Annotated in this window: 21 protein-coding genes, 1 other RNA gene and 3 riboswitches; of the genes, 12 read left to right on the forward strand and 10 right to left on the reverse strand. The window is 66.9% G+C overall.

The window, feature by feature from the left end; translation table 11 throughout:
- Positions 1–59: 59 nt before the first annotated feature.
- Positions 60–968, reverse strand: coding sequence for a pirin family protein (locus tag ACTTAI_RS06115; RefSeq protein WP_444454912.1), 909 nt, complete (start codon positions 966–968; stop codon positions 60–62).
- Between the two features lie 270 nt (positions 969–1,238).
- Here ACTTAI_RS06115 and ACTTAI_RS06120 point away from each other — a divergent pair, with 270 nt between their 5' ends.
- Together ACTTAI_RS06120 and ACTTAI_RS06125 are read left to right on the forward strand one after the other, a co-directional pair.
- Entirely contained in the window at positions 1,239–2,444 is a 1,206-nt protein-coding gene (locus ACTTAI_RS06120) for a GTP-binding protein (protein WP_444454913.1), read from the forward strand.
- A gap of 2 nt (positions 2,445–2,446) precedes the next feature.
- A complete protein-coding gene (locus ACTTAI_RS06125) occupies positions 2,447–2,713 on the forward strand; it encodes a DUF6525 family protein (protein WP_444454914.1) in 267 nt (88 codons plus the stop codon).
- Here ACTTAI_RS06125 and ACTTAI_RS06130 read toward each other — a convergent pair.
- The 5 genes from ACTTAI_RS06130 to ACTTAI_RS06150 all read right to left on the reverse strand — a co-directional run bounded on the left by ACTTAI_RS06130 (position 2,697) and on the right by ACTTAI_RS06150 (position 8,304).
- Positions 2,697–3,437 carry an ABC transporter ATP-binding protein gene (locus tag ACTTAI_RS06130; protein ID WP_444454915.1) on the reverse strand — a complete coding sequence of 247 codons (741 nt, stop codon included), beginning with the start codon at positions 3,435–3,437 and terminating at the stop codon, positions 2,697–2,699. The genes ACTTAI_RS06125 and ACTTAI_RS06130 overlap by 17 nt on opposite strands.
- The gene (locus ACTTAI_RS06135; protein WP_444454916.1) at positions 3,434–4,420 is read right to left on the reverse strand and encodes a FecCD family ABC transporter permease; all 987 of its coding nucleotides are present in this window, start codon (positions 4,418–4,420) and stop codon (positions 3,434–3,436) included. Before ACTTAI_RS06135 ends, ACTTAI_RS06130 begins: the two co-directional genes overlap by 4 nt.
- Complete coding sequence (locus ACTTAI_RS06140) at positions 4,417–5,262, reverse strand: ABC transporter substrate-binding protein (protein WP_444454917.1); 846 nt, start codon at positions 5,260–5,262, stop codon at positions 4,417–4,419. The genes ACTTAI_RS06135 and ACTTAI_RS06140 overlap by 4 nt, the downstream gene beginning before the upstream one ends.
- 2 nt (positions 5,263–5,264) lie before the next feature.
- Positions 5,265–7,121: a TonB-dependent receptor plug domain-containing protein gene (locus ACTTAI_RS06145; RefSeq protein ID WP_444454918.1), complete on the reverse strand. Its 1,857-nt coding sequence runs from the start codon at positions 7,119–7,121 to the stop codon at positions 5,265–5,267.
- Between the two features lie 129 nt (positions 7,122–7,250).
- Positions 7,251–7,445, reverse strand: a riboswitch (cobalamin riboswitch).
- A gap of 19 nt (positions 7,446–7,464) precedes the next feature.
- On the reverse strand, positions 7,465–8,304 hold the full coding sequence (locus ACTTAI_RS06150) for a DUF4198 domain-containing protein (RefSeq protein ID WP_444454919.1): 840 nt from the start codon (positions 8,302–8,304) through the stop codon (positions 7,465–7,467).
- A gap of 124 nt (positions 8,305–8,428) precedes the next feature.
- Positions 8,429–8,637, reverse strand: a riboswitch (cobalamin riboswitch).
- 63 nt (positions 8,638–8,700) lie between these two features.
- A riboswitch (cobalamin riboswitch) is annotated at positions 8,701–8,887 on the forward strand.
- Positions 8,888–9,073: 186 nt separating this feature from the next.
- Between ACTTAI_RS06150 and ACTTAI_RS06155 the strand changes: the two genes are divergently transcribed.
- Together ACTTAI_RS06155 and ACTTAI_RS06160 are read left to right on the forward strand one after the other, a co-directional pair.
- Complete coding sequence (locus tag ACTTAI_RS06155; RefSeq protein ID WP_444454920.1) at positions 9,074–10,645, forward strand: cobyric acid synthase; 1,572 nt, start codon at positions 9,074–9,076, stop codon at positions 10,643–10,645.
- Positions 10,642–12,096, forward strand: coding sequence for a cobyric acid synthase (locus tag ACTTAI_RS06160; RefSeq protein WP_444454921.1), 1,455 nt, complete (start codon positions 10,642–10,644; stop codon positions 12,094–12,096). Before ACTTAI_RS06155 ends, ACTTAI_RS06160 begins: the two co-directional genes overlap by 4 nt.
- Before the next feature lie 103 nt (positions 12,097–12,199).
- Here ACTTAI_RS06160 and ACTTAI_RS06165 read toward each other — a convergent pair whose 3' ends face one another.
- The 3 genes from ACTTAI_RS06165 to ACTTAI_RS06175 form a co-directional block, all read right to left on the reverse strand.
- Positions 12,200–13,030 (reverse strand): amino acid kinase family protein, encoded by an 831-nt coding sequence (locus ACTTAI_RS06165; protein ID WP_444454922.1) that lies wholly within the window; start codon positions 13,028–13,030, stop codon positions 12,200–12,202.
- 13 nt (positions 13,031–13,043) lie between these two features.
- Positions 13,044–13,856: an amino acid kinase family protein gene (locus ACTTAI_RS06170; RefSeq protein ID WP_444454923.1), complete on the reverse strand. Its 813-nt coding sequence runs from the start codon at positions 13,854–13,856 to the stop codon at positions 13,044–13,046.
- Between the two features lie 292 nt (positions 13,857–14,148).
- Complete coding sequence (locus ACTTAI_RS06175; protein ID WP_444454924.1) at positions 14,149–14,652, reverse strand: isochorismatase family protein; 504 nt, start codon at positions 14,650–14,652, stop codon at positions 14,149–14,151.
- A 91-nt stretch (positions 14,653–14,743) separates the two neighbouring features.
- Here ACTTAI_RS06175 and ACTTAI_RS06180 point away from each other — a divergent pair, with 91 nt between their 5' ends.
- Both ACTTAI_RS06180 and ACTTAI_RS06185 read left to right on the forward strand, forming a co-directional pair.
- Entirely contained in the window at positions 14,744–15,502 is a 759-nt protein-coding gene (locus ACTTAI_RS06180; RefSeq protein WP_444454925.1) for an AraC family transcriptional regulator, read from the forward strand.
- Positions 15,444–15,746, forward strand: coding sequence for a hypothetical protein (locus ACTTAI_RS06185; RefSeq protein WP_444454926.1), 303 nt, complete (start codon positions 15,444–15,446; stop codon positions 15,744–15,746). The genes ACTTAI_RS06180 and ACTTAI_RS06185 overlap by 59 nt, the downstream gene beginning before the upstream one ends.
- On the opposite strand, the gene ACTTAI_RS06190 is transcribed toward ACTTAI_RS06185, so the two are convergent.
- Positions 15,737–20,119 (reverse strand): beta strand repeat-containing protein, encoded by a 4,383-nt coding sequence (locus ACTTAI_RS06190; protein WP_444454927.1) that lies wholly within the window; start codon positions 20,117–20,119, stop codon positions 15,737–15,739. The two genes, ACTTAI_RS06185 and ACTTAI_RS06190, sit on opposite strands and share 10 nt — an antisense overlap.
- Before the next feature lie 324 nt (positions 20,120–20,443).
- Here ACTTAI_RS06190 and ACTTAI_RS06195 point away from each other — a divergent pair, with 324 nt between their 5' ends.
- From ACTTAI_RS06195 to fumC, 6 genes are all read left to right on the forward strand, one after another.
- Entirely contained in the window at positions 20,444–21,724 is a 1,281-nt protein-coding gene (locus tag ACTTAI_RS06195) for a hemolysin family protein (protein WP_444454928.1), read from the forward strand.
- Between the two features lie 33 nt (positions 21,725–21,757).
- Positions 21,758–22,112: a transfer-messenger RNA gene (ssrA, locus tag ACTTAI_RS06200) on the forward strand.
- Between the two features lie 74 nt (positions 22,113–22,186).
- Positions 22,187–22,612: a nuclear transport factor 2 family protein gene (locus tag ACTTAI_RS06205; RefSeq protein ID WP_444454929.1), complete on the forward strand. Its 426-nt coding sequence runs from the start codon at positions 22,187–22,189 to the stop codon at positions 22,610–22,612.
- A gap of 78 nt (positions 22,613–22,690) precedes the next feature.
- Positions 22,691–23,152: an SspB family protein gene (locus tag ACTTAI_RS06210; RefSeq protein ID WP_444454930.1), complete on the forward strand. Its 462-nt coding sequence runs from the start codon at positions 22,691–22,693 to the stop codon at positions 23,150–23,152.
- 11 nt (positions 23,153–23,163) lie between these two features.
- Entirely contained in the window at positions 23,164–23,751 is a 588-nt protein-coding gene (locus ACTTAI_RS06215; RefSeq protein WP_444454931.1) for a hypothetical protein, read from the forward strand.
- A gap of 85 nt (positions 23,752–23,836) precedes the next feature.
- Positions 23,837–25,231 carry a class II fumarate hydratase gene (gene fumC / locus ACTTAI_RS06220; RefSeq protein WP_444454932.1) on the forward strand — a complete coding sequence of 465 codons (1,395 nt, stop codon included), beginning with the start codon at positions 23,837–23,839 and terminating at the stop codon, positions 25,229–25,231.
- Positions 25,232–25,239 lie beyond the last annotated feature (8 nt).

Here is a 25,239-nt window from a genome sequence, read left to right on the forward strand (position 1 = left end):
GGTGCGTTTCCTTCGATGACCCGAATCCGCAAGGAACCTGCCGCCCGGCTGGGGCGTGGTCACCCGTGCTTGATGAAGGTGCCGTTGTTCAGTTCGCGCAACGCCTGATGCAGTTCTTCTTGCGTGTTCATCACGATCGGCCCGTGCCAGGCGACGGGTTCCTGAATGGGGCGACCGGTCATCAGAAGAAACCGGATGCCCTCGTCGCCCGCCTGCACCGTGATCGCATCCCCCGCGCCGAAACGCACGAGCGTGCGATTGCCCGTCCGGTCGCGCAGCGCCAGTTCCTGCCCGCGATACTCTTTTTCGACCTTGATGCCGATGGGGTCGCTGGCATCGCGGAACGTCCCCGAGCCAGCAAAGACATAGGCGAGCGCATTCGCCCGCGTGTCGACCGGCAGCACCTTGCGCCGCCCCGGCGGGACAGAGACGTCAAGCAGCATCGGATTGGCCGCGATGCCATCGACCGGACCGGTCTTGCCCCAGAAGCTGCCGATGATCACCTTGACGGTGGTGCCGTCCTCATCGCCCTCGATCGGAATATCCCCCGCCGCGACGTCCTGATACCGCGGCGCGGTCATCTTCAACGCAGAAGGCAGGTTGGCCCAAAGCTGAAAGCCATGCATTTTCCCCTCGGCATTGCCGAAGGGCATTTCCTGATGCACGATGCCCGAACCCGCGGTCATCCACTGCACGCCGCCGGGGCCAAGCAGCCCCCGGTTGCCCAGCGAATCCGCGTGTTCGACCTGTCCGTCAAGAACATAAGTGATCGTCTCGATCCCCCGATGCGGGTGCCAGGGGAAGCCCTTGGAATAAAACCGCGGGTCGTCGTTGCGGAAATCATCCATCATCAGGAACGGATCGGTGAGCGCGGGATCGCCAAAGCCGAACACGCGTTGCAGATGCACCCCCGCGCCTTCGATGGCCGGTTGTGCGGTGCTGGTGGCCAGAACGGGTCTGAAAGTCATCGGAGCCTCCCTGTTGCGATGTCTTTAATCTGGGCCTGTGCCGAGAAATTGAAATTGGCGAAGATCCGGCATGTGTTGTGCGCTGGCGCGCAGAATGGCCCGTCTCGGGGGCAGCGCACGGGCCGCGCGGACGTGGCATTGCGCCTCTCGGCCAGCTGACCGTCGCAAGTCTTCAGGTTGGGGCGCTGCCCGCTGCCTTCAAGGTCATGGTTGCACGCGGCGGGACGCTGCAGTAGAAAAAATGTAATGATATAACATTAGGTGACCTTCATGACCCTTCCCCCTTCCGACACCCGCCTTCCGGTCACTGTGCTCTCGGGCTTTCTGGGCGCGGGCAAGACGACGCTTCTGAACCATGTGCTGAACAATCGCGCCGGGCGTCGCGTTGCGGTGATCGTCAATGACATGTCCGAGGTGAATATCGATGCCGATCTGATCCGCGAGGGCACCGAGCTGAACCGCGCCGAGGAAACGCTTGTCGAAATGACCAATGGCTGCATCTGCTGCACTTTGCGCGACGATCTGCTCAAGGGCGTGCGGACCTTGGCCGAGGCGGGGCGGTTCGACTATCTGCTGATCGAGGGCACGGGCATCGCCGAACCGCTGCCCGTCGCCACCACCTTCGATTTTCGGGACGAGACCGGCGCCAGCCTCTCCGATATCGCGCGGCTCGATTGCATGGTGACCGTGGTCGATGCGATCAACCTGACCAAGGACTTCTCCTCGAACGATTTTCTGGCCGATCGCGGCGAAAGCCTTGGCGAGGAGGACGCGCGCACGCTGGTGAACCTTCTGACCGAGCAGATCGAATTTGCCGATGTGGTGGTGTTGAACAAGGTCACCGACGCCGGGCCGGAAAGGCTGCGGATCGCGCGGCAGATCATCAAGGCGCTCAACCCCGATGCGCGGCTGATCGAGACCGATTTCGGGCGTGTCGAGGCCGAGGCGATCTTCGACACCGGGCTCTTTGATTTCGACCGTGCGGCGCAGCATCCGCTTTGGGCGAAAGAGCTTTACGGCTTCGCCAACCACACCCCCGAAACCGAGGAATACGGGATTTCGAGCTTCGTTTATCACGCCCGCGCCCCTTTCGATCCGGGCAAGATCGAGGCTGCTCTGGGGGGCGCTCTGCCCGGGGTGATCCGCGCCAAGGGGCATTTCTGGCTGGCGACGCGGCCCGATTGGGCGCTGGAGTTCAGCCTTGCGGGGGCTTCGGCCCGGATCACGCCCTTGGGGCGTTGGTGGGCCTCGGTCCCGCCCGAGCGGCTGCCCGCGCATCCCGAGGCGCAGCGCGAGATTGCACGGCACTGGGCCGAGCCCTGGGGCGACCGGCGGCAGGAGATCGTCTTCATCGGCGCGGGTCTGGATCGCGACAGGATCTGTGCGCGGCTGAATGCGGCGCTGGTTCCGGCCCTGGACTTCACGCCAGAGGTCTGGGCCGGTCTGCCCGATCCGTTTCCGTGTTGGGGGGCGTGAGCATGGGGGCAGGGGGCCTTCGGCGCAACCTTGCCACCACGCTGCCCTGCCGTCTCCGGGCGAATCCGATGGCGGCTTTCGACCGGCTGCCGCCGCCCGCGCGGGCTTGGGTGCGCGACGCGGTGCTGCCCTGGTCGGCGGCCTCTGTCGGACGGCTCTGGGCGCGGGCGCTGGCGGAAACCGGATGCCCGCAGGCCGCGCTGGCGCGTTTGCATGCGGCCGAGGCGCGCATGCTCGCCCGCGAGCGATCTGTCAGCCCGGGGCGGTGACGCCTTCGAGCGGCTGCACGATCAGCCCGGCCTCGGTCTCGGCCAGATGGCAGCGGATGGCAAAGACCTTGCGCAGCAGATCGGGGGTGAGCACGGTGCGGGGCGGGCCGTCAGCAACAATCCGGCCTTGATGCAGCACCAGAAGCCGGGTGCAGAACCGCGCGGCAAGGCCAAGATCATGCGCCGAGGCGATGACGGCGCGCCCCTCGGCGGCAAGATCGGCAAAGACCCGCATGCAGGCGAGCTGATGCGCGGGGTCAAGGCCCGCGATCGGCTCGTCGGCCAGAAGGAGCGGCGTGTCCTGCGCCAAGGCGCGGGCGATCAGCACCCGCGCCTGTTCCCCGCCCGAAAGCGCGGTGGCGGGGCGATCGGCGAGCGACGCCACATCCATGCGCGTCAGGGCCGCGGCAACCTGCGGGGCCGTCGCGTTGCCGTTTTGCGCCAGCGCCACCAGCGCCGCGACGCGCAGCCCCCAGGCGATCTCGCGCGCTTGCGGCAGCCAGGCGGCGGCGCGGGCGCGGGTGGCGGGCGTGAGCCGGGCAAGCGAGGAGCTGCCCAAGGCTGGGATCAACCCGAGGCCCGCGCGCAGAAGCGTCGATTTCCCCGCGCCATTCGGACCGATCAGGCCGATGAACTCGCCCGCATCCACCCGCAGGCTGGCGGGATGCAGCGTGACACGGCCGCTCCGCGTCACGGTCAGATTTTCAAGCTGCATCAGGGTCATGGCTGGCCTCGCATCCGCCAGATCAGGTTCAAAAACACCGGCGCGCCGACGAGCGCCATCAGGACGCCGAGTTTCAGATCCTGCCCCGGTAGCACCTTGCGCACCGCAATGTCGGCGATCAGCACCAGAACCGCGCCGCCCAAGGCCGCCGCGGGCAAGAGCCGTGCGGGGCTCGCGCCCACAAGCGGGCGCAGCAGATGCGGCACGACGAGGCCGACGAAGCCCACCGTGCCCGCCACCGCCGTCGCCGCGCCCACAGAAGCCGCTGTGCCAACAATCACCGCGAGGCGCAGCCGGGTCAGATCGATGCCCATCGAGGCGGCGGCGTCCTCGCCGAGCGTCAGGGCGTCAAGGCCGCGCCCGGAGCGGGCAAGCAGCAGGGCCCCAAGCGCCATGAACGGCGCGGAGATCGCGACATGGATGAAAGAGCAATCGGCGAGCGAGCCCATCATCCAGAACACGATATCCTGCGCGGCGAAAGGGTTGGGCGAGAGGTTGAGGACGAGCGAAGTGAGCGCCGAAGCGAGCGCCGACAAAGCGATGCCTGCAAGGATCAGCGCCAGCGTGCCGCCACCGCGCCCGGCCAGAAACAGGATCGCCCCCACGCCCAGCAGCGCGCCCAAAAGCGCGGCCAGCGGCAGGGCGAGGGCGAAGCTGGCGGCAAGGCCCGTCTGCAGCGCGATCACCGCACCCAAGGCCGCCGTGGCGGAAATGCCGATCACGCCCGGCTCGGCCATCGGATTGCGCAAGAGCCCCTGCAACGCTGCGCCGGACAGGCCAAGGCTCGCCCCCACCATCGCCGCAAGGATCGCGCGCGGCAGCCGGATTTCCCGCATGACGATGCCCAACGGCCCCTCGCCGCCGGTCAAAAGGGCCTTGAGGGCGGTCATGGGGGCGACCTCGGCCACGCCGGTCAGGAGCGAGGCGAGGACCAGCGCGACCAGCGCCAGACCTAGCCCGACATGCAACTGTCTTTCCGTCATTTCATATCCTCGAGCCGTTCGGTGGCGTCGAGAACCGAGGGCAGGCCGCAGATCCAGTCGCGGTCCTCCAGTGCGGCGTGGTTTCCCGTCAGGGCACGGAAGGCCGGATGGGTCAGCGGTTCCTCGGCGCGGGAAGACCCCTTCTCGATCCGGCCCGTCACCACCAGATCGGGCGCGGCCATCACCAGCGCTTCAAGCGGCAGGGTGCTGCCCCGGTCCCGCCCCATCCGGGCGGCGAGCGTGTCGAACCCGGCGGTGGTCAGGATTTCGCCCGCAAGGCTCTTGTGCCCCGACATGTAGCCCTGCGCCGACCATGTTGCGGCGAGCGGGCGCGGACCGGGCAGCGTCGCGGCGCGGATCTGCGCGAGCCTTGCGGCGAAGGTGCGGGTCATCTGCGCAGCCTCGGCCTCGCGCCCAAGGACCTGCCCCATCCGGGTGATGTCCGTTTGCATGTCGGCAAAGCTGGTGGCGGGCTCGAAGACTTCGACCGGAATGCCAAGGCGACGCAGCATCGCCACGGTGGGTTGCGCGGTGAAGCGCCCGGCCAGCACCAGATCGGGATGCATCAGATAGACTTCCTCGGCGCGGCCGCGGTTGGTCGGCCAGGCTTTCGCCGCCTCGGCCATCACCGAAGCGGCGGGGTCACGCGCCAGATGCGTGACCGACACAAGCTGGCCCGGGGCGGCCAGCATCATCGCCAGCTGATCGGTGCACAGGTTGATCGAGACGACGCGGCCGGGGGCAGCCGCGGCAGGCAGTGCCAGCGCGCCGATCAGCGCCAGAGCGCCTGCCCGGGTCCTGAGCCGGGCAGAGGCGGGTTTGGGGAAAGGGCGCAGGCGCATCGTCAGAATGTCGTGCCGATGCCAAGATAGACCGCGCGCTCGGGCTGGTTGTAGCCGGTGACGGTCTCGTAATCGGCATCGAACAGGTTCTCGATGCGCAGGCTGGCCCGGGTCGTGTCGGTCAACGCGTAGCTCACCGTCATGTCTGCCACGGTGTAATCGGGCATCGACACCAGCGCGCCGCTGACCTTGTCGAGCCGGTCGGCCACATGGCGGGCGCTGAACGTGCCCTGCCAGCCCGAGGCGAAATCGCGGCTCACCCCCGCCACCAGCACATGGCGCGGCGCCCTTGCGGCGCGGGTGGTGGTGCCGGCATCGCGCACATCGGCGTCGGCATAGGTGTAGGTGCCGAAGATCTGCCAACCCGCGTCCAGATCGGCCTTGCCCTGAAGCTCGATCCCGCGCGAGCGGGTGGTGCCCGAAACCGTCGCATAGCAGCCCGCCCAGCCGGTGTTCGCGTAGCTCGTGCAGCTGGTTGCGCTCGGGTCCCAGTCGATCTTGTCGGTGATCCGCGTGTCGAACAGCGTGGCCTTGAGTGACCCCGCCGCGAAAAGCCGCTCGGCGCCAAGTTCAAAGCTGCGGCTTTGTTCGGGTTGCAGATCCGCGTCGCCGTAATCGCTCCAGAGCTCATAGGGCGAAGGGGCGCGGAACCCCGTTGCCGCCACGGCGCGGATCACCCAGTCCGGTGTCGGCCGGAAGGCAAGGCCAAGCCGCCCCGAGGTCTCGCCGCCAAAGAGGCTGTGCTGGTCATGCCGCAGCGCAAGCGACAGGTCGAGATCGTCGCGCGGCGCCCAAAGCGCTTCGGCAAAGACCGCATTCGTGGCGATGCCGGTGTCGAGCAGACTGCCGTAGGACGACATGTCCAGATCTTCCTCGGTCCGGTCGGCGCCCCAGTTGAGCGATAGGGCCGCGCCTTCCCAACGTCCGGTATAGGCCTCGGTCAGCCGGTCGCCCTGAAAGACCGAGCCATAGGAATACACCCGCTCGTTTCGCATCCGGGCGAGCGAAACCTCCTGTGTCACTGCTCCGCTCTCCAGCGTGGCAAAGACCCTGCCGCCGCGCAGCCGCGTGTCGACGGTGTCATCGGTATCGCCCGCGGTGCTGTCGAGATCGGCAAGGCTGTCGGCGCCGATCAGGTTCGCGCCAAGGCTGAGGGTCTCGGTGAGCGCGTAGCGGCCGTGCAGGCTGGCCGAGCTGCCGCGAAAGCCGTCGTCCTCGGTGCCGCGCGAAGAGGCCGAAAACCCGTCGGTCAGCGTGCGCGACAGGCTCAGCGCCAGTTCCGCCCGGTCGGATTTGACCCCCGCCGAACCTGCGGCGCGAAGCGTGCCCATCGAGCCCCCCTCAAGGCTCACCCGCCCCGAGGTTCCGTCATGCTCGGGCCGCCAGCTGGTGATGTCGATCACCCCTGCCACCGCCTCCGAGCCGTAAAGCGCCGATTGCGAGCCGCGCAACACCTCGATGCGCGACAGCCCCGCCGTGGTCAGCGTGCCGAAGTCGAACTGCAGCTGCGGCGCGCTCGGGTCGGAAACGTCGATCCCGTCGATCCGGGTGCCGAGGTAAGCCCCCGGCAGACCGCGCAGGCGCAGATCGGTGACCGCGCCAAGCCCGCCGGTCGAGATCAGCGTGACCCCGGGCAAGCGGGAGACAAGCGCGCCAAAGGACAGCGGCGCGGTCTCAAGCTCGGCGCCGGTCAGCACGTCGACACTGGCGCCGGTGCGGCTTAACGCGACAGGCTCGGCCGAGGCGGCGACGGTGATCGTGTCAAGAATGGTGGTGTCCTCCTCCTCCAGCGCAAAGGCGGGCAGCGCCGGGGTGGCAAAGAGCGGGAGCATGAAAGCAAGGCGCGACAAACGCGGCATCGGACAGACCTTTTCCGTTCGGACCCGAAGGCCCGGCATGAGAGATGTCGCGGAAAAGCCTGGGCTTTCCGCAGACGGCGACAGCTCACCTCTGCGGATCAAGCCGCTTCCGCAGCGCCCCACGCGCCCGGAAAGGGTGATGTCCAAGCAGGTCTCCTGGCTCACGGGTCGTTGCTCGGTCGGCCTTCCCGGGGGATCCCAGTGGCATGTCGACGTCGCTCGCCGCTCACAGTTGCGGGGGCAGCCACGGTCTGGGCCTTGCGGCCGTTCCGTGTTCCCTTTCAATCCGGCCCGCAGGCCGGAACTTGGACGGGGGGTACCGAAATCGAAAACGGCCCGCAGGTCAAGCGGGCATTTCGCGGGGCCTGCGCTGCGGCGTGACGGCCCGCGCATGGTCCACGCGCGCGGGAAATTTGTCTGGCTCGGTGCCAGAGGCGGTGCCAAAGCGCAGCCAGGCCGTGGTGACATGTCGCACCGGCCGCAGCCCGGACCAGCCAAAGGGGCCCGTGGCGGTGATCGCCCAAAGACCGGGGGCAGGCAGCGAGAGCTGAAACCGCCCCGCGCGGTCGGTCTCGGCGATCATCCAGAGCGGGGCCGCGTTGCCCGGCAACGCTTGCACACGCCCGCCAAAGGGTTCGGCCGCCACCCGTTCAAGATGCACGGATGTTGCTGCAAGGGGCCGCCCCTGCGCCAGAACCCGGGCCGAAAACCGCATCCCCGGCAGAAACTCCGGCACGAGCACATCGGGCAAGATCTCGACGGCAAGGCCGAGCGGCTCGGGCGTTGCAGCCTCGGTGCTGCGCAGAACAAAAGTCTGGGCCGTGTGCTGCATCAGCCCGCGGCCGTCGGGATCGCGCCCGGCCGGAGCCTCGGCGACGATCCGGTGCAGCCCCGGGCTCGACAGATCGACGCAGCCCTGCCAGGCCCGCGCGGCATTGCCCGCGCCCTGCAGCAGATCCGCCGTCAAGCCAAGCGTGAGGTCGGTGCGGCGGATGCCGTGCAGGTGCACCACTGCGCGCGGCGGGGGCAGGTCAAGAACCACGCCACCCCCCAGCGGGTCGCCAAGGGCGAGGGTCAGCAGATTGCCCGTCTCGGGCAGATGCGCCATCAGCCCCGGTGTGGCGGGGCGGGGGATTGACAGCAGCGCGCGGGCGGCCGCCATCAGGTTGCCGTGTAGAAACATGGTCGTTCCCTTCCGTGGCGGTCCGGGTCACCCGGCCGCAAAACGCGAAAGGACGAAGGGGTTTTGGCACCCGGAGGCTGGACCCCCGAGGGCCAGACGCGCACCCCGGCGTCCGGTTGAATCGGGCAAGGCCCGAGGGGTGGCAGGTCTCCTGGCTTGCGGGTCCGGGCTCGGGTCGGCCTTCCCGGGGAAGCCCCCAGTGGCATTTTCGACCGTCGCTCGCCGCTCACAGTTGCGGGGGCAGCTGCGGTTTTGTCCCGGTCTTTTCCGGGGCGCACCACATTCCCTTTTCATCCCCGCGCGAACGGGGAACCAATCCCGCCTTGGGTGTGACAGGCGCCGGAGCCCGCGTCAATCTGCAAGCTTGGGGGGAATTGACAGTCCCGGGTCAAGCGCGCATGGTCGCCGCGCCTTGGTTCCGCGGCTGATCCCGCGGACGAAGAGGGAAGCCGGTGCAAGTCCGGCGCTGCCCCCGCAACTGTAAGCGGCAAGCCTGAAGCATGGCCACTGACCCACGGGTCGGGAAGGCGCGACGGGCGTTCGAGCCGCAAGCCAGGAGACCTGCCAGGCCAGAAACCATCCCGGGCGGCGGGCCCGGAGGCAGGGTGCTTCGGCTTGTCCGGGGCCTGTCCCCTTACCGCTTTCCGGCCCACTGCCACAGGAACGGTATGGCGCCGAAAGACATGATCTCCCTCAGGGCCCCGTGCGGCCCGGTTTCCGGGCGCAATCGCGGCGCCGTGCTTGCCTTGCCGCCTGAACGGACCCTGCAATGACCTTTTCGCTTCCCGATCCTGACCCGGTGCCACCGCTGCCGGACCTCGATGTGCCGTTGCTGACGCCGCCGCCGCCCCGTCGTGGCCGGGCGCTGATGATCCAGGGCACCAGTTCCGACGTCGGCAAGAGCCTGCTTGTCGCGGGGCTGTGCCGTGCCTATGCCCGGCGCGGGCTGAAAGTGGCGCCGTTCAAGGCGCAGAACATGTCGAACAATGCCGCCGTCACCGTGGACAGCGATCTGCCCCCCGGACCCGACGGCCCGCGGCGCGGCGAGATCGGCCGGGCGCAGGCCTTGCAGGCGCGGGCCGCCGGGCTGGCGCCTTCGATCCACATGAACCCGGTGCTGCTCAAACCGCAGGCGCTGGTCGGCTCGCAGGTGGTGTTGCGCGGCCGGGCACTCGGCAACTGGCCCGCGCGGCATTACCACCATCTGAAGCCCTTCCTGATGCCTGCGGTAATGGACAGCTATCGCCGCATCGCCGCCGAGGCCGATCTGGTGCTGGTCGAGGGCGCGGGCGCGGCGACCGAGACCTGGATCAAGCATTGCGACATCACCAACATGCGGCTGGCCGAGGAGGCGGATCTTCCGGTGGTGCTGCTCACTGACAACGACCGCGGTGGGGCGCTGGCCGCCGTCGTGGGCAGCTGGATGCTGCATGACGAGGCCGAGCGGGCGCGGGTGAAAGGCATTCTCGTCAACAAGTTCCGCGGCTATTTCTCGCTTTACGAACCCGCCTGTCGAACGATGACCGAGCTGACCGGCTGGCCCTTTCTGGGCGTCGCGCGCTGGTTCGAGGCGGCGGGGCAGCTTCCGGCCGAGGATGCGCTCGCGCTTGAACGCCCGGCCACGGGCGCTGGCGCGGGGCTGATCGTTGCCGTGCCGCATCTCGATGGTGTGGCGAATTTCGACGATCTCGACCCCCTGGGCGCCGAACCGGGCGTCGATCTGCGCTGGGTCCGGCACGGCCAGCCGATCCCGGCCGAGGCCGATGTGGTGCTGTTGCCCGGCTCGAAAACCACCCGGGCGGCGCTGGCCACGCTGCGCGCGCAGGGCTGGGATGTGGACATCCGCGCGCATCTGCGCCGGGGCGGTCGTGTTGTGGGGATTTGCGCCGGCTTTCAGATGCTTGGCCGGGTTGTCCGCGACCCCGACGGGATCGAAGGCCCGGCGGGCGAGACCGAGGGGCTGGGGCTGCTCGATCTGGAAACCGTGATGATGCGCGACAAGCTGCTGACCGAGGTGCGGGCGACGGACAGCCTCTCGGGGCAGGTGCTTTCGGGCTACGAGATGCACATGGGCCGCACCACCGGGCCGGGGCTCGATCGGCCGTGGTTTCGGCTCGACGACCGCCCCGAAGGTGCGGTCTCTGCCGATGGCCGGGTGATGGGCAGCTATCTGCACGGGCTGTTCGGCGCGGATGGCTTTCGCAGCCATTGGATCGAGGCGATGGGCGGGCGCACCTCGGGGCTTGATCACGCCGCACAGATCGAGGCGACGCTCGATGCCTTGGCCGATCAGCTCGAGGAAGACCTTGATCTCGATGCGCTTCTGGCGCTGGCGAAATGAGGGCGCGGCGGCTGATGGTGCTCGGCACCGGCTCGGATGTGGGGAAAAGCCTGCTGGTGGCGGGGCTGTGTCGTGCCTTCACCCGGCGGGGCCTCAAGGTGGCGCCCTTCAAGGCGCAGAACATGTCGAACAACGCCGCCGTGACGGCGGATGGTGGCGAGATCGGCCGGGCGCAGGCGCTTCAGGCGCGGGCGGCGGGGCAGCCCCTGTCGGTCCACATGAACCCGGTGCTTTTGAAGCCCGAGACCGATGTCGATGCGCAGGTCGTGGTGCAGGGGCAGGTTCTGGGGCGGTTCTCGGCGGCACAGTATCAGGCGCTGAAGCCAAGCCTGCGGCCGCGGGTGATCGAAAGCCTCGATCATCTGTCAGCCGCCCATGACCTTGTGCTGATCGAGGGGGCGGGCAGCGGCGCGGAACGCTATCTGCGCCCGCAGGACATTTCCAACATGGGTCTGGCCGAGGCCGCCGATCTGCCCGTGGTGCTTCTGGGCGACGAGTCGCGTGGGGGCGTCACGGCGGCGGTGATCGGGCATCATCACCTTTGGAGTGCTTCGGACCGCGCCCGGGTGGGCGGCGTGATCGTGACGAAATTCCGCGGTGATCCGGCGATCTTTGCGCCAGCGGCCCATGACATCCGCACCGAGACCGGTTGGTCGGTGCTGGGGTTGATGCGCTGGTCCGAGGCGGCGCGGCGCCTGCCCGAGGAAGATTCGCTCGGGCTCGCCCGTCGTCCCGGCCCCAAAGGATCGCTGGTGATTGCCGTCCTCGATCTGCCGCGGATCGCGAATTTCGACGATCTCGACCCGCTCGCCGCCGAGCCCGGCGTCGATCTGCGCTGGGTGCGTCCGGGCCAGCCGATCCCGCCCGAGGCCGCGGTGGTGATCCTGCCCGGATCGAAGGCCACCCGCGCCGCGCTTTCCGCGCTGCGGGCCGAGGGCTGGGACATCGACCTGCGCGCGCATCTGCGCCGGGGCGGTCGCGTGGTCGGAATTTGCGCGGGGTTTCAGATGCTTGGTCGGGTTGTCCGCGACCCCGAGGGGATCGAAGGCCCCCCGGGTGAAACCGAGGGGCTTGGTCTGCTCGACCTTGAAACGGTGATCGGCCCGGCCAAGCGGCTTGCCGAAATCGACGCCCTTGACCATGCCAGCGGCGCCCGCGTCACCGGCTATGAGATGCACATGGGCCGCACCACCGGCCCCGCTCTGAACCGCCCTTGGCTGACCTTGAACGGGCGGGCCGAGGGGGCGATCTCGGCCGATGGCCGGGTGATGGGGTGCTATCTGCACGGGCTTTTCGGCGCGGGCGCGTTTCGCGCCCAGTGGCTTGCCGCGCAGGGAGGGCAGGCGGCGCAGATCGATCACGCCGCCCGGATCGAGTCTGCGCTGGAGGCCTTTGCGGGCGAAATCGCGGCTGATCTCGATCTTGACGCGCTGCTTGCCCTGGCGCGCTGAGCCCGCACAGTGGCTTCGGGCGATCATCCGCCGTTCCGGGTTGCGCCGCCCGGATATCTGCCGGTTTCGGACCGGGAGAGGCGGGGCCCCTCCCGGTCTTGTCTCAAAGTGCCGCGCCGGTGTGGATCACCGTGCCCACATGATCGCCGCGCAGCGCGGCGGTCAGACGGCCCGGGACGAGGCCGTTGACGATCTGCACCCGCTTGAGATGCCGCGCCGTCGCCAGCACCTCGACAAAGGCCGGATCGACCGGCAGCGTGCCGGTGAAGGCGGCCAGTTCCGCCGCGGTGACCTCCGGCAGAAGCTGCGCCGCGGCGCTTTCGGGCCCGTTCGGGTCGGTGCTGCAGATCCCGTCCACATCCTCGACGATGGTCAGCCCCGCGGCTCCCAGCGCGTCGGCCAGCAGGAAGGCCCCCACATCGGCCCGGTGCGGCGGCAGGCGCTGGCCCGGGAATTCGTGGTGGTGATAGGGCGGGAAGGCGCTGCCCACCACGGCGCGCGCGGCGGAAAGGTGGATCGCCAGCTGGCTGGCCAGCGTGTCATGTTCGACATAGGACACGCCCTCGGGCGCCAGCATCGCGGCCAGGATATGGCCGTTCTGCCCCGCTTCGGTCGCGGCGAGCGGAGCGAGCGAGCCCACGGGCAGGCCCAGATCGAGCGCCACACTGTAAAGATGGCGCGCCCGGATCCCCGCGCCGGTCAGGATCAAGAGCCGATGTTCGGGCAGGAGTTTGCGGATCTCGTCGACGACGGGCAGGATCGCCTCGGCGCCGCGGTCCATGATCGAGCGACCGCCGATCTTGACCACCTGCAGCCAGGGCAGGATGCGGATCGGGCGCTTGCCTGCGACGGGGCGGGTCAGGCTGCCATCGAGCAGGGTCTGACGCGCAAGGGCCGAGGCGACGTGTTTGATGCCGGGATTGGTTTCGGACATGGTCGTGCCTTCCTCAGCGCGCGGTAATGATGGTGCCGACATGCTCGCCCGCCAGCGCGCGCGTCAGATTGCCGGGTTTGAGGCCGTTGACGACCTGCACCTCGCGGACATGCCGCGCGGACTGGATCAGGTCGAGCACCGGGAATTCGAGGATCGAATCCTGCAGCCCCGCGGCCTTCATCTCGTCGATCGATATCTTCGGAATGAACTTCGCCTCGGGCGAGGTCTTCGGATTGGCGGTGTAAAGCCCGTCCTCGTCCTTCACATAGATCATCTGCTTGCAGCCGAACTGTTCGGCCACCAGATAGCAGCCCGCATCGGTGCGATAGGGCGGGATCACGCCTTCGGGCGCGGGCCGCATCCACAGCCCATAGGGCGGCATGCCGCTGAAGATGACGGCGTGGATTTCGCTCAGCGCCAGCGGCACCGAGGACAGCGCCGCCCCCGAGACGAGCGGAATGCCGTAGCGCGCCAGCAGCTGGCCCAGCATCGCGGCGTTCTGATCGGCGACCGAAGCGCCCAGTTGCGACAGCATCCCGGCGGGCAGGCCAAGCCCCGCCGCGATCGAATAGATGTGACGCGCGCGGGTGCCCGCGCCGGTGCCGATCAGCATCTGATGGTGTTTGCGCGCGGCCGCGATTTCCTCGACGATCGGCCAGATCGCCGACCGGCCACGGTCGATCATGCTCTGGCCGCCGATCTTGATCACGGTGGCCTCGGGCAGGATCCGGTAATCAGGGGCGCGTTCGGTGGCCGCGACAAGCTCGGGATCGCTGAGCGATCTGTGCATGAGGAGCGCTTCGAGCTGCTCCGTGCTCTCGATCATGGGTTCGCCTTTCCAAGGACATGCGGGCAACAGGCGTGCAGGCGCCCACCCGCGGGGCAGAGAACGAGAGGCGGTCACCGGGCCTGCGACGAAACCCGGCCGGGCGGAACTTGTCACCGGCAAACCGCGGAAGACGCACCAGACAGACCCCTCGGGTCCGACCCTGCCACGCGGGCGGTTTCCCGTCAATGCAATCATGGGAATAGGAAATAAAAATCAATGCGTTATGGGAAATCGCCCCATAACGCCAAAAGATTGGGCAATGCGTTGACGGCGCGGCTTTCAGAGCGGGTTACCCTGGCCAGACCTCGGTCGTTTCGCTCAGGGGCAGTTTCGAGCCGAGTGCGCTCAGTGCGATGCGATGCACGATCTCGCTCGGCGCGGTGCAAAGATCCGAGAGAACCCGCAGCCGCAGCCCCTCGGTCGCGTGCGAGAGCGCGGTGAAGACGACGCAGTTCTGCGTCATCATTCCGCAGATCAGAAGATCCTCCACCCCGGCCAGAACGGTCGTCAGATCGGTGTCCTGAAACGCATCGGCAAAGGTCTTTTCGACCACCGGGGCCGCGCCTGCCGCTGCCAGAACGGCGGCGCGGATCGCGCTGCCCGTGGAGTGTGCCGACAGAAGCCCGGGGCCGGGCGCGACATGGCGCACCAGCACCACCCGGTCGTTGGCGGCGCGCGCAAGGCCGATCGCGGTGACGATCCGCGCCGCCACCTCTTCGGCTTGCCAGAGCGGCAAAAGCCCGCCCGGGAAATAGTCGTTCTGAATGTCGATCACGAGCAGACAGCGGGTCATGCAGGGTTCCTTTCGCTGGATCGGGCCAGAGTATCGGCGCAAGCCCGCGGCGATACTGGCCCGATGGACATATTTCTGCTAAATCGGGCCAATGCGCCTTGCCCTGCTTGCCTATGACGGGATCAGCCCCTTTCTGCTGTCGACGCCGCTCGCGGTTTTCGGCGAGCCCTTCGTGCAGGGCCCCCATCATGTCGACATCTGCGCGGCCACTTCCGGCCTTTGCACGTCGGCCGGGCTGCGGCTTGAAGGGCTGCAACCGCTTGCCCTTGCGGCCGAAGCCGATCTGGTGATCCTGCCCGGCTGGCGCGATGCGGCCGAGCCGGTCAGCCCCGAAATCGTCGCGGCGCTGACCGCGGCGGCGGCGCGGGGGGCGATCGTGGTGGGGCTTTGCCTTGGTGCCTTCGGACTGGCGCAGGCCGGGTTGCTGGACGGGCGCCGCGCCACCACGCATTGGGCGCGGGCCGAGACCTTCGCGCGGCGGTTTCCGCGGGTGCAGGTCGATGTCGGGGCGCTGTTTGTGGATGAGGGCGCCGTTGTCACCTCGGCCGGGGTCGCGGCGGGGCTGGATTGCTGCCTGCATCTGCTGGCGCGGCTTTCGGGGCTGGGTGAGGCGAACCGGGTGGCCCGGCATCTGGTCGTCGCGCCGCAGCGTTCGGGGGGCGCAGCCGCAACGGCTGGCCGCCCCCGCCATCGCCTCTTCGGCCGAGCGGCGTCTGGCCGAGGCGCTGGAGGCGATCCGGGCCGATCCGGTCGACTGCCCGGCGCTGGATGCCTTGGCCGCACGGGTGGGGATGAGCCGACGCAGCCTGACCCGCCATATCCGCGCCCGCACCGGTGGCAGTTTCGGTGACTGGTTGCGGCAGGTGCGGCTGGCCCGGGCGCAAGAGATGCTGGCCGCCGGGGCAAGGGGGGCTGAACGATGTCGCCGCGCGCAGTGGTTTTCCGAACGAGGCGGCGCTGCGCAATGCGTTTCGTCTCGAACTCGGTCTGACGCCGCGCCAATGGCTGGCGCGGCACCGTCTGGGATAAGATCTCTGCCGTCGCGGCTTTGCCCCGTCCGGCCGAGGGAACCGACGCTCCCGGTTCAGAGATAGAAATTGGCGCTTGAAAGCGTCAGCGTTCCAGCCAGTTCGATCACCAGATCGGCCGTCCGGTCGCCATCGGTGTCGCCCTGCACATAGGTCGTCCCGCCGCTCTGGCTGATCCGCAGCTCGCCCGCCGCGCCGGTGAAGGCCGCCGTGCCGAGGAAGCTGAAGTACTGGTTGCCGCTGTCGATCGTGTCGGCATCTATGTCGGAAAGATTGATCCGGTCCTGTGCGATGTTGAAGTTCAGGATCCGGTCGGCGGCACCTCGCGCCGAGTCCGCGACGGAGGTGAAGACGAACATGTCGTAATTCGCATCGGCCCCCGCATCCATCGTGTCCTGACCGAGGCCGCCGAAGATCGTGTCGGCTCCCGCGCCGCCCGAAAGCGTGTTGTTGCTCGCATTGCCGGTCAGCTCGTTGTTCAGCGCATTGCCGGTGCCGCGGATCGCCGTGCCGGAGAGGATCAGGTTTTCGACATAGGTGCCCAGCGTGTAGTTGATCGAGCTGAGGACAGTGTCATCATAGCCGTAGGTGTCGATTTCCAGCACGACATCGGTGGCGCGGTCCACTTCGTAGGTGTCGCTGCCCTTGCCGCCGACCATCGTGTCGCTGCCGGTGCCGCCCGTCAGCGTGTCATCGCCATCCGATCCCGCGAGCGAGTCATTTCCGGCCCCGCCCTCGAAGCGGAAGTCTGTATAGGTGCTCGAACTGCTGTTCCAGATGATCACGTCGTTTTGGCCGGTGCCGACGATCCCCTCGACATTGCGCAGAAGGTCCGAGCCCTCGCCAGTCACCACCCCGGTCGAGAGATCGGCATGGATGCCCGATGTGGTGAGTGTGGCATAGCTGACCACATCGAAATAGCCGCCGCCGTCGATCGTGTCGTTGCCCGCACCGCCAAGGATCGTGTCATAGCCGTAATCGCCAAGGATCGAGTCATTGCCTGCGCCGCCGCTCAGAAGGTCATTGTCCGAGCCGCCGTTGATCAGGTCATTCCCCGCACCGCCGTCGATCGTGTCGTTCCCGCTGTCCCCGCCCAGCGTGTCATTGCCGCCATTGCCGTTCAGCACGTTCGCATAGGAATTGCCCGTGATGCTGTCGGCCCGGCTTGTGGCGTTGATATTCTCGATCCCGTTCAGCGTGACGATCGAGGCGCTGGCCGTGAAGCTGGCATTGCCCCAGCTCGACAGCGTGCCGCTGACGGCGGTGATCAGATCGGAGAAATCGGCCAGGTCGGTGCCGTCGCCGCCCGAAAGCACGTCGCTGCCAAGCCCGCTGCGCAGCGTGTCATTGCCGGCATTGCCGATCAGCGTGTCGTTGCCCGCAAGACCGATCAGCAGATCCGACCCGGCGGCGCTTGTCAGCACGTTGTCGGCGGCATTGCCGATGCCGGTGACGCCCGCGGTGGTGGTCAGGGTCAGGTTTTCGACATCGACATCGGCCAGCGTGTAGCCGACCGCGGCAATGATCGTGTCATTGCCCTCGGCCGCATTCTCGCGCACCTGATCGCCGCCGACACCGACGTAAAACAGATCATTGCCTGCACCGCCGCTCATCACGTCGAGCCCGTCGCCGCCGTCGATCGTGTCGGCACCGCCTCCACCCGACAGCGTGTCGCCCTGCGCCCCGCCTTCGATCCATTCCGCCGCATCCGAGCCGGTGATGCTGTCGGCAAAGCGGGTGGCGAGGATGTGCTCGAAGCCCGAGAGCACGTCACGGCCGGTGGCGGTGCCGGTCATCGTTCCCGCCAGCGCTCCGCTGATTGCCGCCGTCGCTGCGGAATAATCCACAAAGTCGATGTAATGCGTCGAGCCGTAATCGCCGCCGCCCGCAAGCGTGTCATTGCCCGCGCCGCCGATCAGCGTGTCATCGCCGTAAGCCGCGGTGAGCAGGTCATTGCCCTCACCTCCTTCGAGCCGGTTGTCGGTGATGTAGCTGGTGCTCTCGGTCATGGTGTCGGCGAAACGCGAGCCGATCACCGCTTCGATGTAGCTCAGATGGTCGGTCCCCTCGGCGCCATTGGCGGAACGCACAGTATCGTCCCAGGTCGACAGGGTCACGGTCAGCCCCGAAGTCGCGGCGGAATAATCGATCGTGTCAAAACCATTGTAGCCGTTCAGCGTGTCATCGCCGCCCAGGCCGATGAACAGGTTGTCTCCTGCATCGCCCACGATGCTGTCGGCATAGGCCGAGCCGATGACGTTCTCGAAATCCACGAGTGTCAGCACGTCGCCGCCGCCGGGCAGGGTGGCCGAGCCCGCATAGAGCGAGACGTTGACCGCTGTCCCGTTGCGGAACGAGACGAAATCATTGCCGAAACCGCCGATCAGCGTGTCATCGCCGCCCATCCCCTCGATCACGTTGTTGCCGCTGTTGCCGGTGATGCGGTTGGCCAGCGCATTGCCGGTGCCGTTGATGTTGTCCGACCCGAGCAGCACTAGGTTTTCGACATTCGCGGTGATCGCGCGGTTGAGCGTGAAGCTGACCGTGGTTTCGACCGTATCGGTGCCGCCGTCCACCGCCTCGACGATCCGGTCGCCGGTCGTGTCGACGCGGTAGGTATCGTTGCCGCTGCCGCCTGCGAGCGTGTCGACCCCGGCGCCGCCGTCAAGCGTGTCATTGCCGCCCCCGCCCGAAAGCGAGTCATTCGAGGTCAGCGCGCCCACGGTGATCGTCTGGGTGTTGGTGATGGTGGTGGCATCGGCATCGTTCAGCACCAGCCGGGTTTCGACGATATTGGTGCCGGTCGAGTCGAGCCCGGGGATGGTGACCGAATATTGCCAGCCGAACGGGGTCTGGGTGAACTGATCGGGCGTCAGCGTCGCGATGCGCGTGCCGTTGAGCCAGACCTCGAGCCCGGCGATGTCTTCGGTCGAGACCTGCGAGCCCAGAAGTCCGGCATCGAGCGAGGCCGGGTCGGTCACGTTGATCGCCGAGCCGTTCCGCAGCCCGTCGTCCAGCAGGTCGAGCACGTCGTAATAGCTGCCCGCCGCCTCGAAGCCGAGCGCGCGGATCTGCGCATCGATCCCGGCAGAATCGCGGAGCCTTGTCAGCATCGCGCTGTAGTCATTGCCGTTCGGCGCACCGTCCGAAAGAAAGAACACCTGATTGCTGCCCTCGGGGGCGGCGTTGAAGAACGTGATCGCGGATTGCAGCCCGGCATCGTAATAGGTGCTGCCGTCATAGTCGAGCGCGCGGGCGGCATCGATGATATCGGCCGCGCCATTGCCGTTGGCATCCGAGACGGGCGAGCCGGTGGCGGCAATCGTGCTGGAGCTTTCAAAGGGGATCAGGGCGATGTTGACGCGGTCGGACAGGCCGAGTGCGGCGATCGTCTCGACCAGTTGCTCGAAGGCGGCGATGGCCGCATCAAGCCGGGTGTCGGCGGCGCCGTCGCCGTTCTGATCGCCGACATCGGTGCCGGTGAAGGCATCGCCCATGCTGCCCGACACATCGAGCACGAAGGCAAGGTTGATGACATTGCCCCCCGCCGCGTTGTTGATCGTGCCGGTGAGCGTGGTGGTGCCGGTGGTGGAGGTCTCGGGCAGGCCCGAGGTCAGCGTGATGCGCCGGTCCGGATCGCTGGGTGCCGGGGTGGCGGAGGAAAGGATCGCCTCGGTGCCAGCCGCATCGCCCACGAGCAGGTCGTCGCCCTCGCCGGCGATGAGCGTATCATTGCCGTTGCCGCCGCTCAGCGTGTCGTCGCCTGCAAGGCCGCTGAGCGAATCCGCGCCGCCGCCACCGCGGATCAGGTTGTCGCCACCGTTGCCGGTGCCGCGAAAGGCGCCATCGCCGGTAAAGGTCACCGCCTCGACATTGCGCCCGAGCGTGTAGCTCGACAGCGTGGTCTCCACCCGGTCGAAGCCGCCATTCGCCAATTCGGTGATGCTGTCGGAGGCGCTGTTGACCCGGTAAAGATCATCCCCGGTGCCGCCGATCATGCTGTCATTGCCCCCGCCGCCGTCCAGCGTGTCATTGCCCGCGCCGCCAAACAGCACGTCATTGCCGCCAAGCCCCGACAGCAGATCCGCGCCGTCGAAGCCGTTCAACCGATCGGCAGAGCTGGTGCCGGTCAGCCGGTCGTTGCCCGCCATCAGCCCGGCCAGATCGTCATCGGCGAGCAGTTCCTGAAAGCGGTCGAAATCGAGCGCAAGATGCGTCATGTCGACCTGGGCCACGCCACCGTCGCGCAGCGAGATCCCGGTCACGGTGCCGCCGGTCACCTCGCCGTCGGTGAGGGTGAACGTGCCGGAGACAGTCAGCACCCGTGTACCGAAGGTCATTGTGATCAGGGTCGTCGTTGCCGTGGAGCTGCCGATCAGGAAGTCGCCCGGATGCAGGCTCGACAGATCGAACACACGACGAAACAGCAGATTTGCCATTGGATCACTCCTTGAAAATAGGATCTTGCGAATGGAAAGGGCAGGCAGGGTCTTGGGACGCGGCGATGATGTGCGAAGCCGTCGTGACTCGTCAAGCGCAAGCGGCTGGCACCGGCTGTGCTGCTGCAAATCCGCGGCCAGCCGCGCGTATGGGGGTGCAGATTGTGCTTGTGCCGCCGCGGTGCGATCCCTACCTGAGGGACATGCCCTGCGACCCCAGCCTTGCCCCCGATCCCGGCCAGCCCGGAGCGCCATGCCCGTTGCGCGGCCCCGGCCTCTGTCCCGTCGTCTCGCCCGTCCTGATCCGCAACTCCGGACCTGCCCATGTTTCTTGAAATCGCCATCGTCCTGCTGCTGACCCTCGTCAACGGCGTTCTTGCCATGTCCGAGCTGGCCATCGTGTCCTCGCGCACGGCGCGGTTGAAGCTTCTGGCAAGCCGGGGCAGTCGCGGCGCCCGCATCGCGATGAAACTGGCCGAGGAGCCGGGGCGGTTCCTGTCCTCGGTGCAGATCGGCATCACTGCCGTGGGGGTGCTGTCGGGCGCCTTCTCGGGGGCGACGCTGGGCACGCGGCTGTCCGACTGGCTGGCTGCACAGGGGCTGTCAGTCAGCCTTTCCGAGACGCTGGGCGTCGGCGGGGTGGTTGTGGCGATCACCTATGCCTCGCTCGTCTTTGGCGAGCTGGTGCCGAAACAGATCGCTCTGCGCCGTCCCGAGGCGGTCGCCGTGCGCATCGCGCCGCTTCTGCAGCTGATCGCGATCGTCGCCGCGCCGGTGGTCTGGCTGCTGGATGTTTCGGGGCGCGTCGTCCTGTTCGTGCTGGGCCAATCCGGCACCACCGAAAGCAACATGACCGATGAAGAGGTCAAGATGGTGCTGGCCGAGGCGCAGACGGCCGGGGTGATGGAGGCCGCCGAAACCGAGATGATCGCCGGGGTGATGCGCATCGCCGACCGCACGGCGAAGGGGCTGATGACGCCGCGCCACGAGGTCGAGCTGGTCGAGATCAGCGACAGCCCCGCCGCGATCGTGAAGCGCTTCCGCGAGACCGGCCATTCGCGGCTGCCGGTGCGCGACGGTGGCGCGGATGAAATCGTCGGCGTGCTTTCGGCACATGACTTTCTGGACCATCGACCGCGGTCCGAGACGGCGGATCTGCGCGCGCTGATCCTTCCGGCGCCGGTGGTGCTGGACGGGATGTCGGCGCTTGATGTGGTCGAGACCTTGCGCACCTCGCCCGCGCATATCGTGCTGGTTTTCGATGAATATGGCCATTTCGAAGGCATCGTGACGCCGATGGACCTTCTGGAAGCGATCACCGGCGATTTTCACGATGCGGGCGAACCCGATGAGCCGAAGATGGTGACCCGCGCCGATGGCTCGGTGCTGGTGGCGGGCTGGATGCCGGCCGACGAATTCGCCGATGCCTTCGGGATCGTGCTGCGCGAGGGCCGCGACTACCAGACCGTGGCGGGGCTGGTGCTGGACGAGACCGGCCAGCTGCCCGAGATCGGCACCGTCTTCACCCTGCACGGCCTGCGCATCGAGATCCTCGACCTTGACGGGCGCCGGATCGACAAGCTTCTGGTCAGCCGTCCGGCGTGAATGGGCGGCCTGAAAAGGGCAGGACGAGCGCGGCCCCTTGCGCAGCCCGGCTTTGACGCCTATCTTTGTCCTTGTCGGGGGCAACCCCGACTATGGGCATAAACGCGCACGGAATAAGCGGATCGGACCCGGGGGCGGTACCCGGCGGCTCCACCAAAACTCCCTCGTTGGGGGCGAATGGGGCCGAAACAGGATCGACGAACGTCTAAAGGTGATTGCTTTGTCCCGGTGAGCTACCACCGTTATCGGTGCAAATGTACAGTTGCCAACGACAACCGTGCTCCGATGGCTCTGGCTGCGTAAGCAGTTCGAGGTATCGAAACCTAAGTCCTTACGCTTAGCCGCTTAAGGCGGGGCTCGCAGGTGCCTGGCAACAGAAACCTGCACTTTCCCTTCATGTTTAACCACGTTTCAACCTGTGCACGTCAGGGTTGTGTCGTGTCGTTGTAAATGGGGCAAGTCATGACCAAGATCGATCGACTTGAAGAGTGGTATCACACGGTTTGGCTGCGCGGTGATCTGCGCGCCATCGGCAATTTCTTCCCGCCGGATGCGACCGAGACAGGCTTGATGCCCGGTCATTCGCTGCGCCCGGCGGATTTCGCGGAGCTGGTGCCGATGCTGATGCGGCTCGTCACCGAACCCAGCTTCCGGATCGTGCGGCATTTCGAAGCCGGGGATTGGCTCTGGGCGCTGGTCCATATCAAGGCGCGTTCGGCGCGCGATCTCAAACCCATCGATCTCACCTCGCAGGTGGCGGTCCGGTTTCAGGACAACAAATTCATCGAAGCCTACAACCATGTCGACATGCTGGGTTTCTTTGGCCAGATCGGCGCCTTGCCCGCCGAAGTCATGGCATTGTGCCTGATGGGTGAACAACTGGGCTGAGCGGGCGGGAACTTGCCGCCTTCCCCCTTTCCTTGCTCGGCGAATCCCCTATGCTGGGCCGAAAGGAAAGGCGGCCAGATGACCCGTTCGATCGACTACGGCACCCTGATGCACCGCGCCATGCGGGGGCTGATCCAGACCGTTCTGACCGAGGTGGCCGAGCACGGCTTGCCCGGGGCGCATCATTTCTTCATCACCTTCGACACCCGCGCGCCGAAGGTGGAGATGGCGGACTGGCTGAAGTCCCGCTACCCGGAAGAAATGACCATCGTGATCCAGCACTGGTTCGAGAACCTTGTCGTCACCGACGAGGGCTTCTCGATCACGCTGAACTTCGGTAACCAGCCCGAACCGCTGGTGATCCCCTTCGACGCCGTGCATACGTTCGTCGATCCCTCGGTCGAATTCGGCCTGCGCTTCGAATCGCAAGAGAGCGACGAGGAGGACGGGGACGACGAGGACGAGGACGAAACCGAAGACGAACCGGAAAAGCCCCGGATCGAAGCCGAAGTGGTCAGTCTCGACAAATTCCGCAAATAAGATCGAAACCCATGTTCAACTTCCTCAAACCGAAAGTCACCACCACCGTCACCGCGCATCTGCCGACCTGCCTTTTGAAGGACGATCGCGTCCAGCGCTATGACGAGCCCGTGCAGAAGATGCTGGTCGCCGAAGGGTTTGGCAGTGTCGTCAGCGCCAGTTCCGCCATAAATGCCGAAGGGCGGGGCACGTCCTCGCAGATCGTGATGAGCCTGACCGGGCTCGACGCGAAGAAGATGGACCGGCTGGTGGCGCATTTCGACAGCCTCGGCTCGCCGAAGGGCTCGTGGTTTACCGATGCCGAGGGCAAGGAAATGCGCCGCTTCGGCACCACCGAGGTTGTGGTGATGGAACTCGACCCGGCCGCCTTGCCCGCGGGCCAGACCGCGGGTCAGGTCGCGGCCAAACTGATGGGCCCGATCGAGGAGCGCGTAAGTTCCGCCGGGCGGCTGCAGGGCACCGGCACCTTCCCGAACGCAGTCGAGCTTTACTTTCACTGCCGCTCGCCGCGCATCGTCGAGGCGGCGCTGGCCGAGCTTCTGGTCAGCAATCCGCTGTGCCGCAATGCCCGCGTCTACCGGATGTCCGTCGACGCCTGATGGCGGTATACGGTTGCATGCCGATTGCAATATGTGTCCCGCCGTCCTATGACGCGCGGGACATTTCGCATCACGGAGGCCCACGATGACCGCGACCAGAACGGAAACCGACAGCTTCGGCCCGCTCGAAGTTCCCGCCGACAAATATTGGGGCGCGCAGACGCAGCGCTCGATCATGAACTTCCCGATCGGCTGGGAAAAGCAACCGAAGCCGATCATCCGCGCGCTCGGCGTGATCAAGAAGGCCGCCGCGCTGGTGAACAAGGCGCAGGGCGACATGGATGCGGCGATTGCCGATGCCATCGCCGCCGCCGCGACCGAGGTGATCGAGGGCAAGTTCGACGACAACTTCCCGCTCGTCGTCTGGCAGACCGGCTCGGGCACGCAGTCGAACATGAACGCGAACGAGGTGATCTCGAACCGCGCCATTGAAATGCTGGGCGGCGTGATGGGCTCGAAAAAGCCGGTGCACCCGAATGACCATGTGAACATGGGGCAATCGTCGAACGACACCTTCCCGACCGCGATGCATGTCGCGATCGCGATGCAGGCGCGTGATGTGCTGATCCCCGGCCTTGAGAAGCTGTCGAAGGCGCTCTGGGCGAAGTCGGAAGAGTTCAAGGATATCATCAAGATCGGCCGCACCCACACGCAGGATGCGACGCCCTTGACGCTGGGTCAGGAATTCTCGGGCTATGCGACGCAGGTCGACCGTGGCATCGAGCGGGTGAAACTCGCCCTGCCGCATATCTACGAACTGGCCCAAGGCGGCACCGCCGTCGGCACCGGTCTGAACACCCGCGTGGGCTGGGACACCCGCATCGCCGCGCAGATCGCCGAGATCACCGGGCTGCCCTTCGTCACCGCACCGAACAAGTTCGAGGCGCTGGCCGCGCATGACGCGATGGTGTTCTTCTCGGGCGCGCTGAAGACCGTGGCCGCCTCGCTCTTCAAGATCGCGAACGACATGCGCCTGCTCGGTTCCGGCCCGCGCTCGGGTCTGGGCGAGCTGATCCTGCCGGAAAACGAACCGGGGTCGTCGATCATGCCGGGCAAGGTGAACCCGACGCAGGCCGAGGCGCTGACGATGGTTTGCGCCCATGTCATGGGCAACGACGCCGCCGTCGGGTTCGCCGGCTCGCAGGGGCACTTCGAGTTGAACGTCTACAACCCGATGATGAGCTACAACGTGCTGCAATCGATGCAGCTTCTGGGCGACTCGGCTTCGGCCTTCACCGACAACATGGTGGTGGGCACGCAGGCGAACACCGCGCGGATCGACAAGCTGATGAAGGAAAGCCTGATGCTGGTGACGGCGCTGGCGCCGACAATCGGCTATGACGCGGCGACCAAGGTCGCGAAGACCGCGCACAAGAACGGCACGACGCTCCGCGAGGAAGCGATTGCGCTGGGCTATGTCGATGGCGAGACCTTTGATCGCGTCGTGCGCCCCGAAGACATGATCAGCCCGAAAGGCTGAGGATCAAG

The sequence above is a fragment of the Rhodobacter capsulatus genome (genome assembly GCF_052363175.1).
In the GTDB taxonomy this organism is placed as follows: Bacteria; Pseudomonadota; Alphaproteobacteria; order Rhodobacterales; family Rhodobacteraceae; genus Rhodobacter; species Rhodobacter capsulatus_D.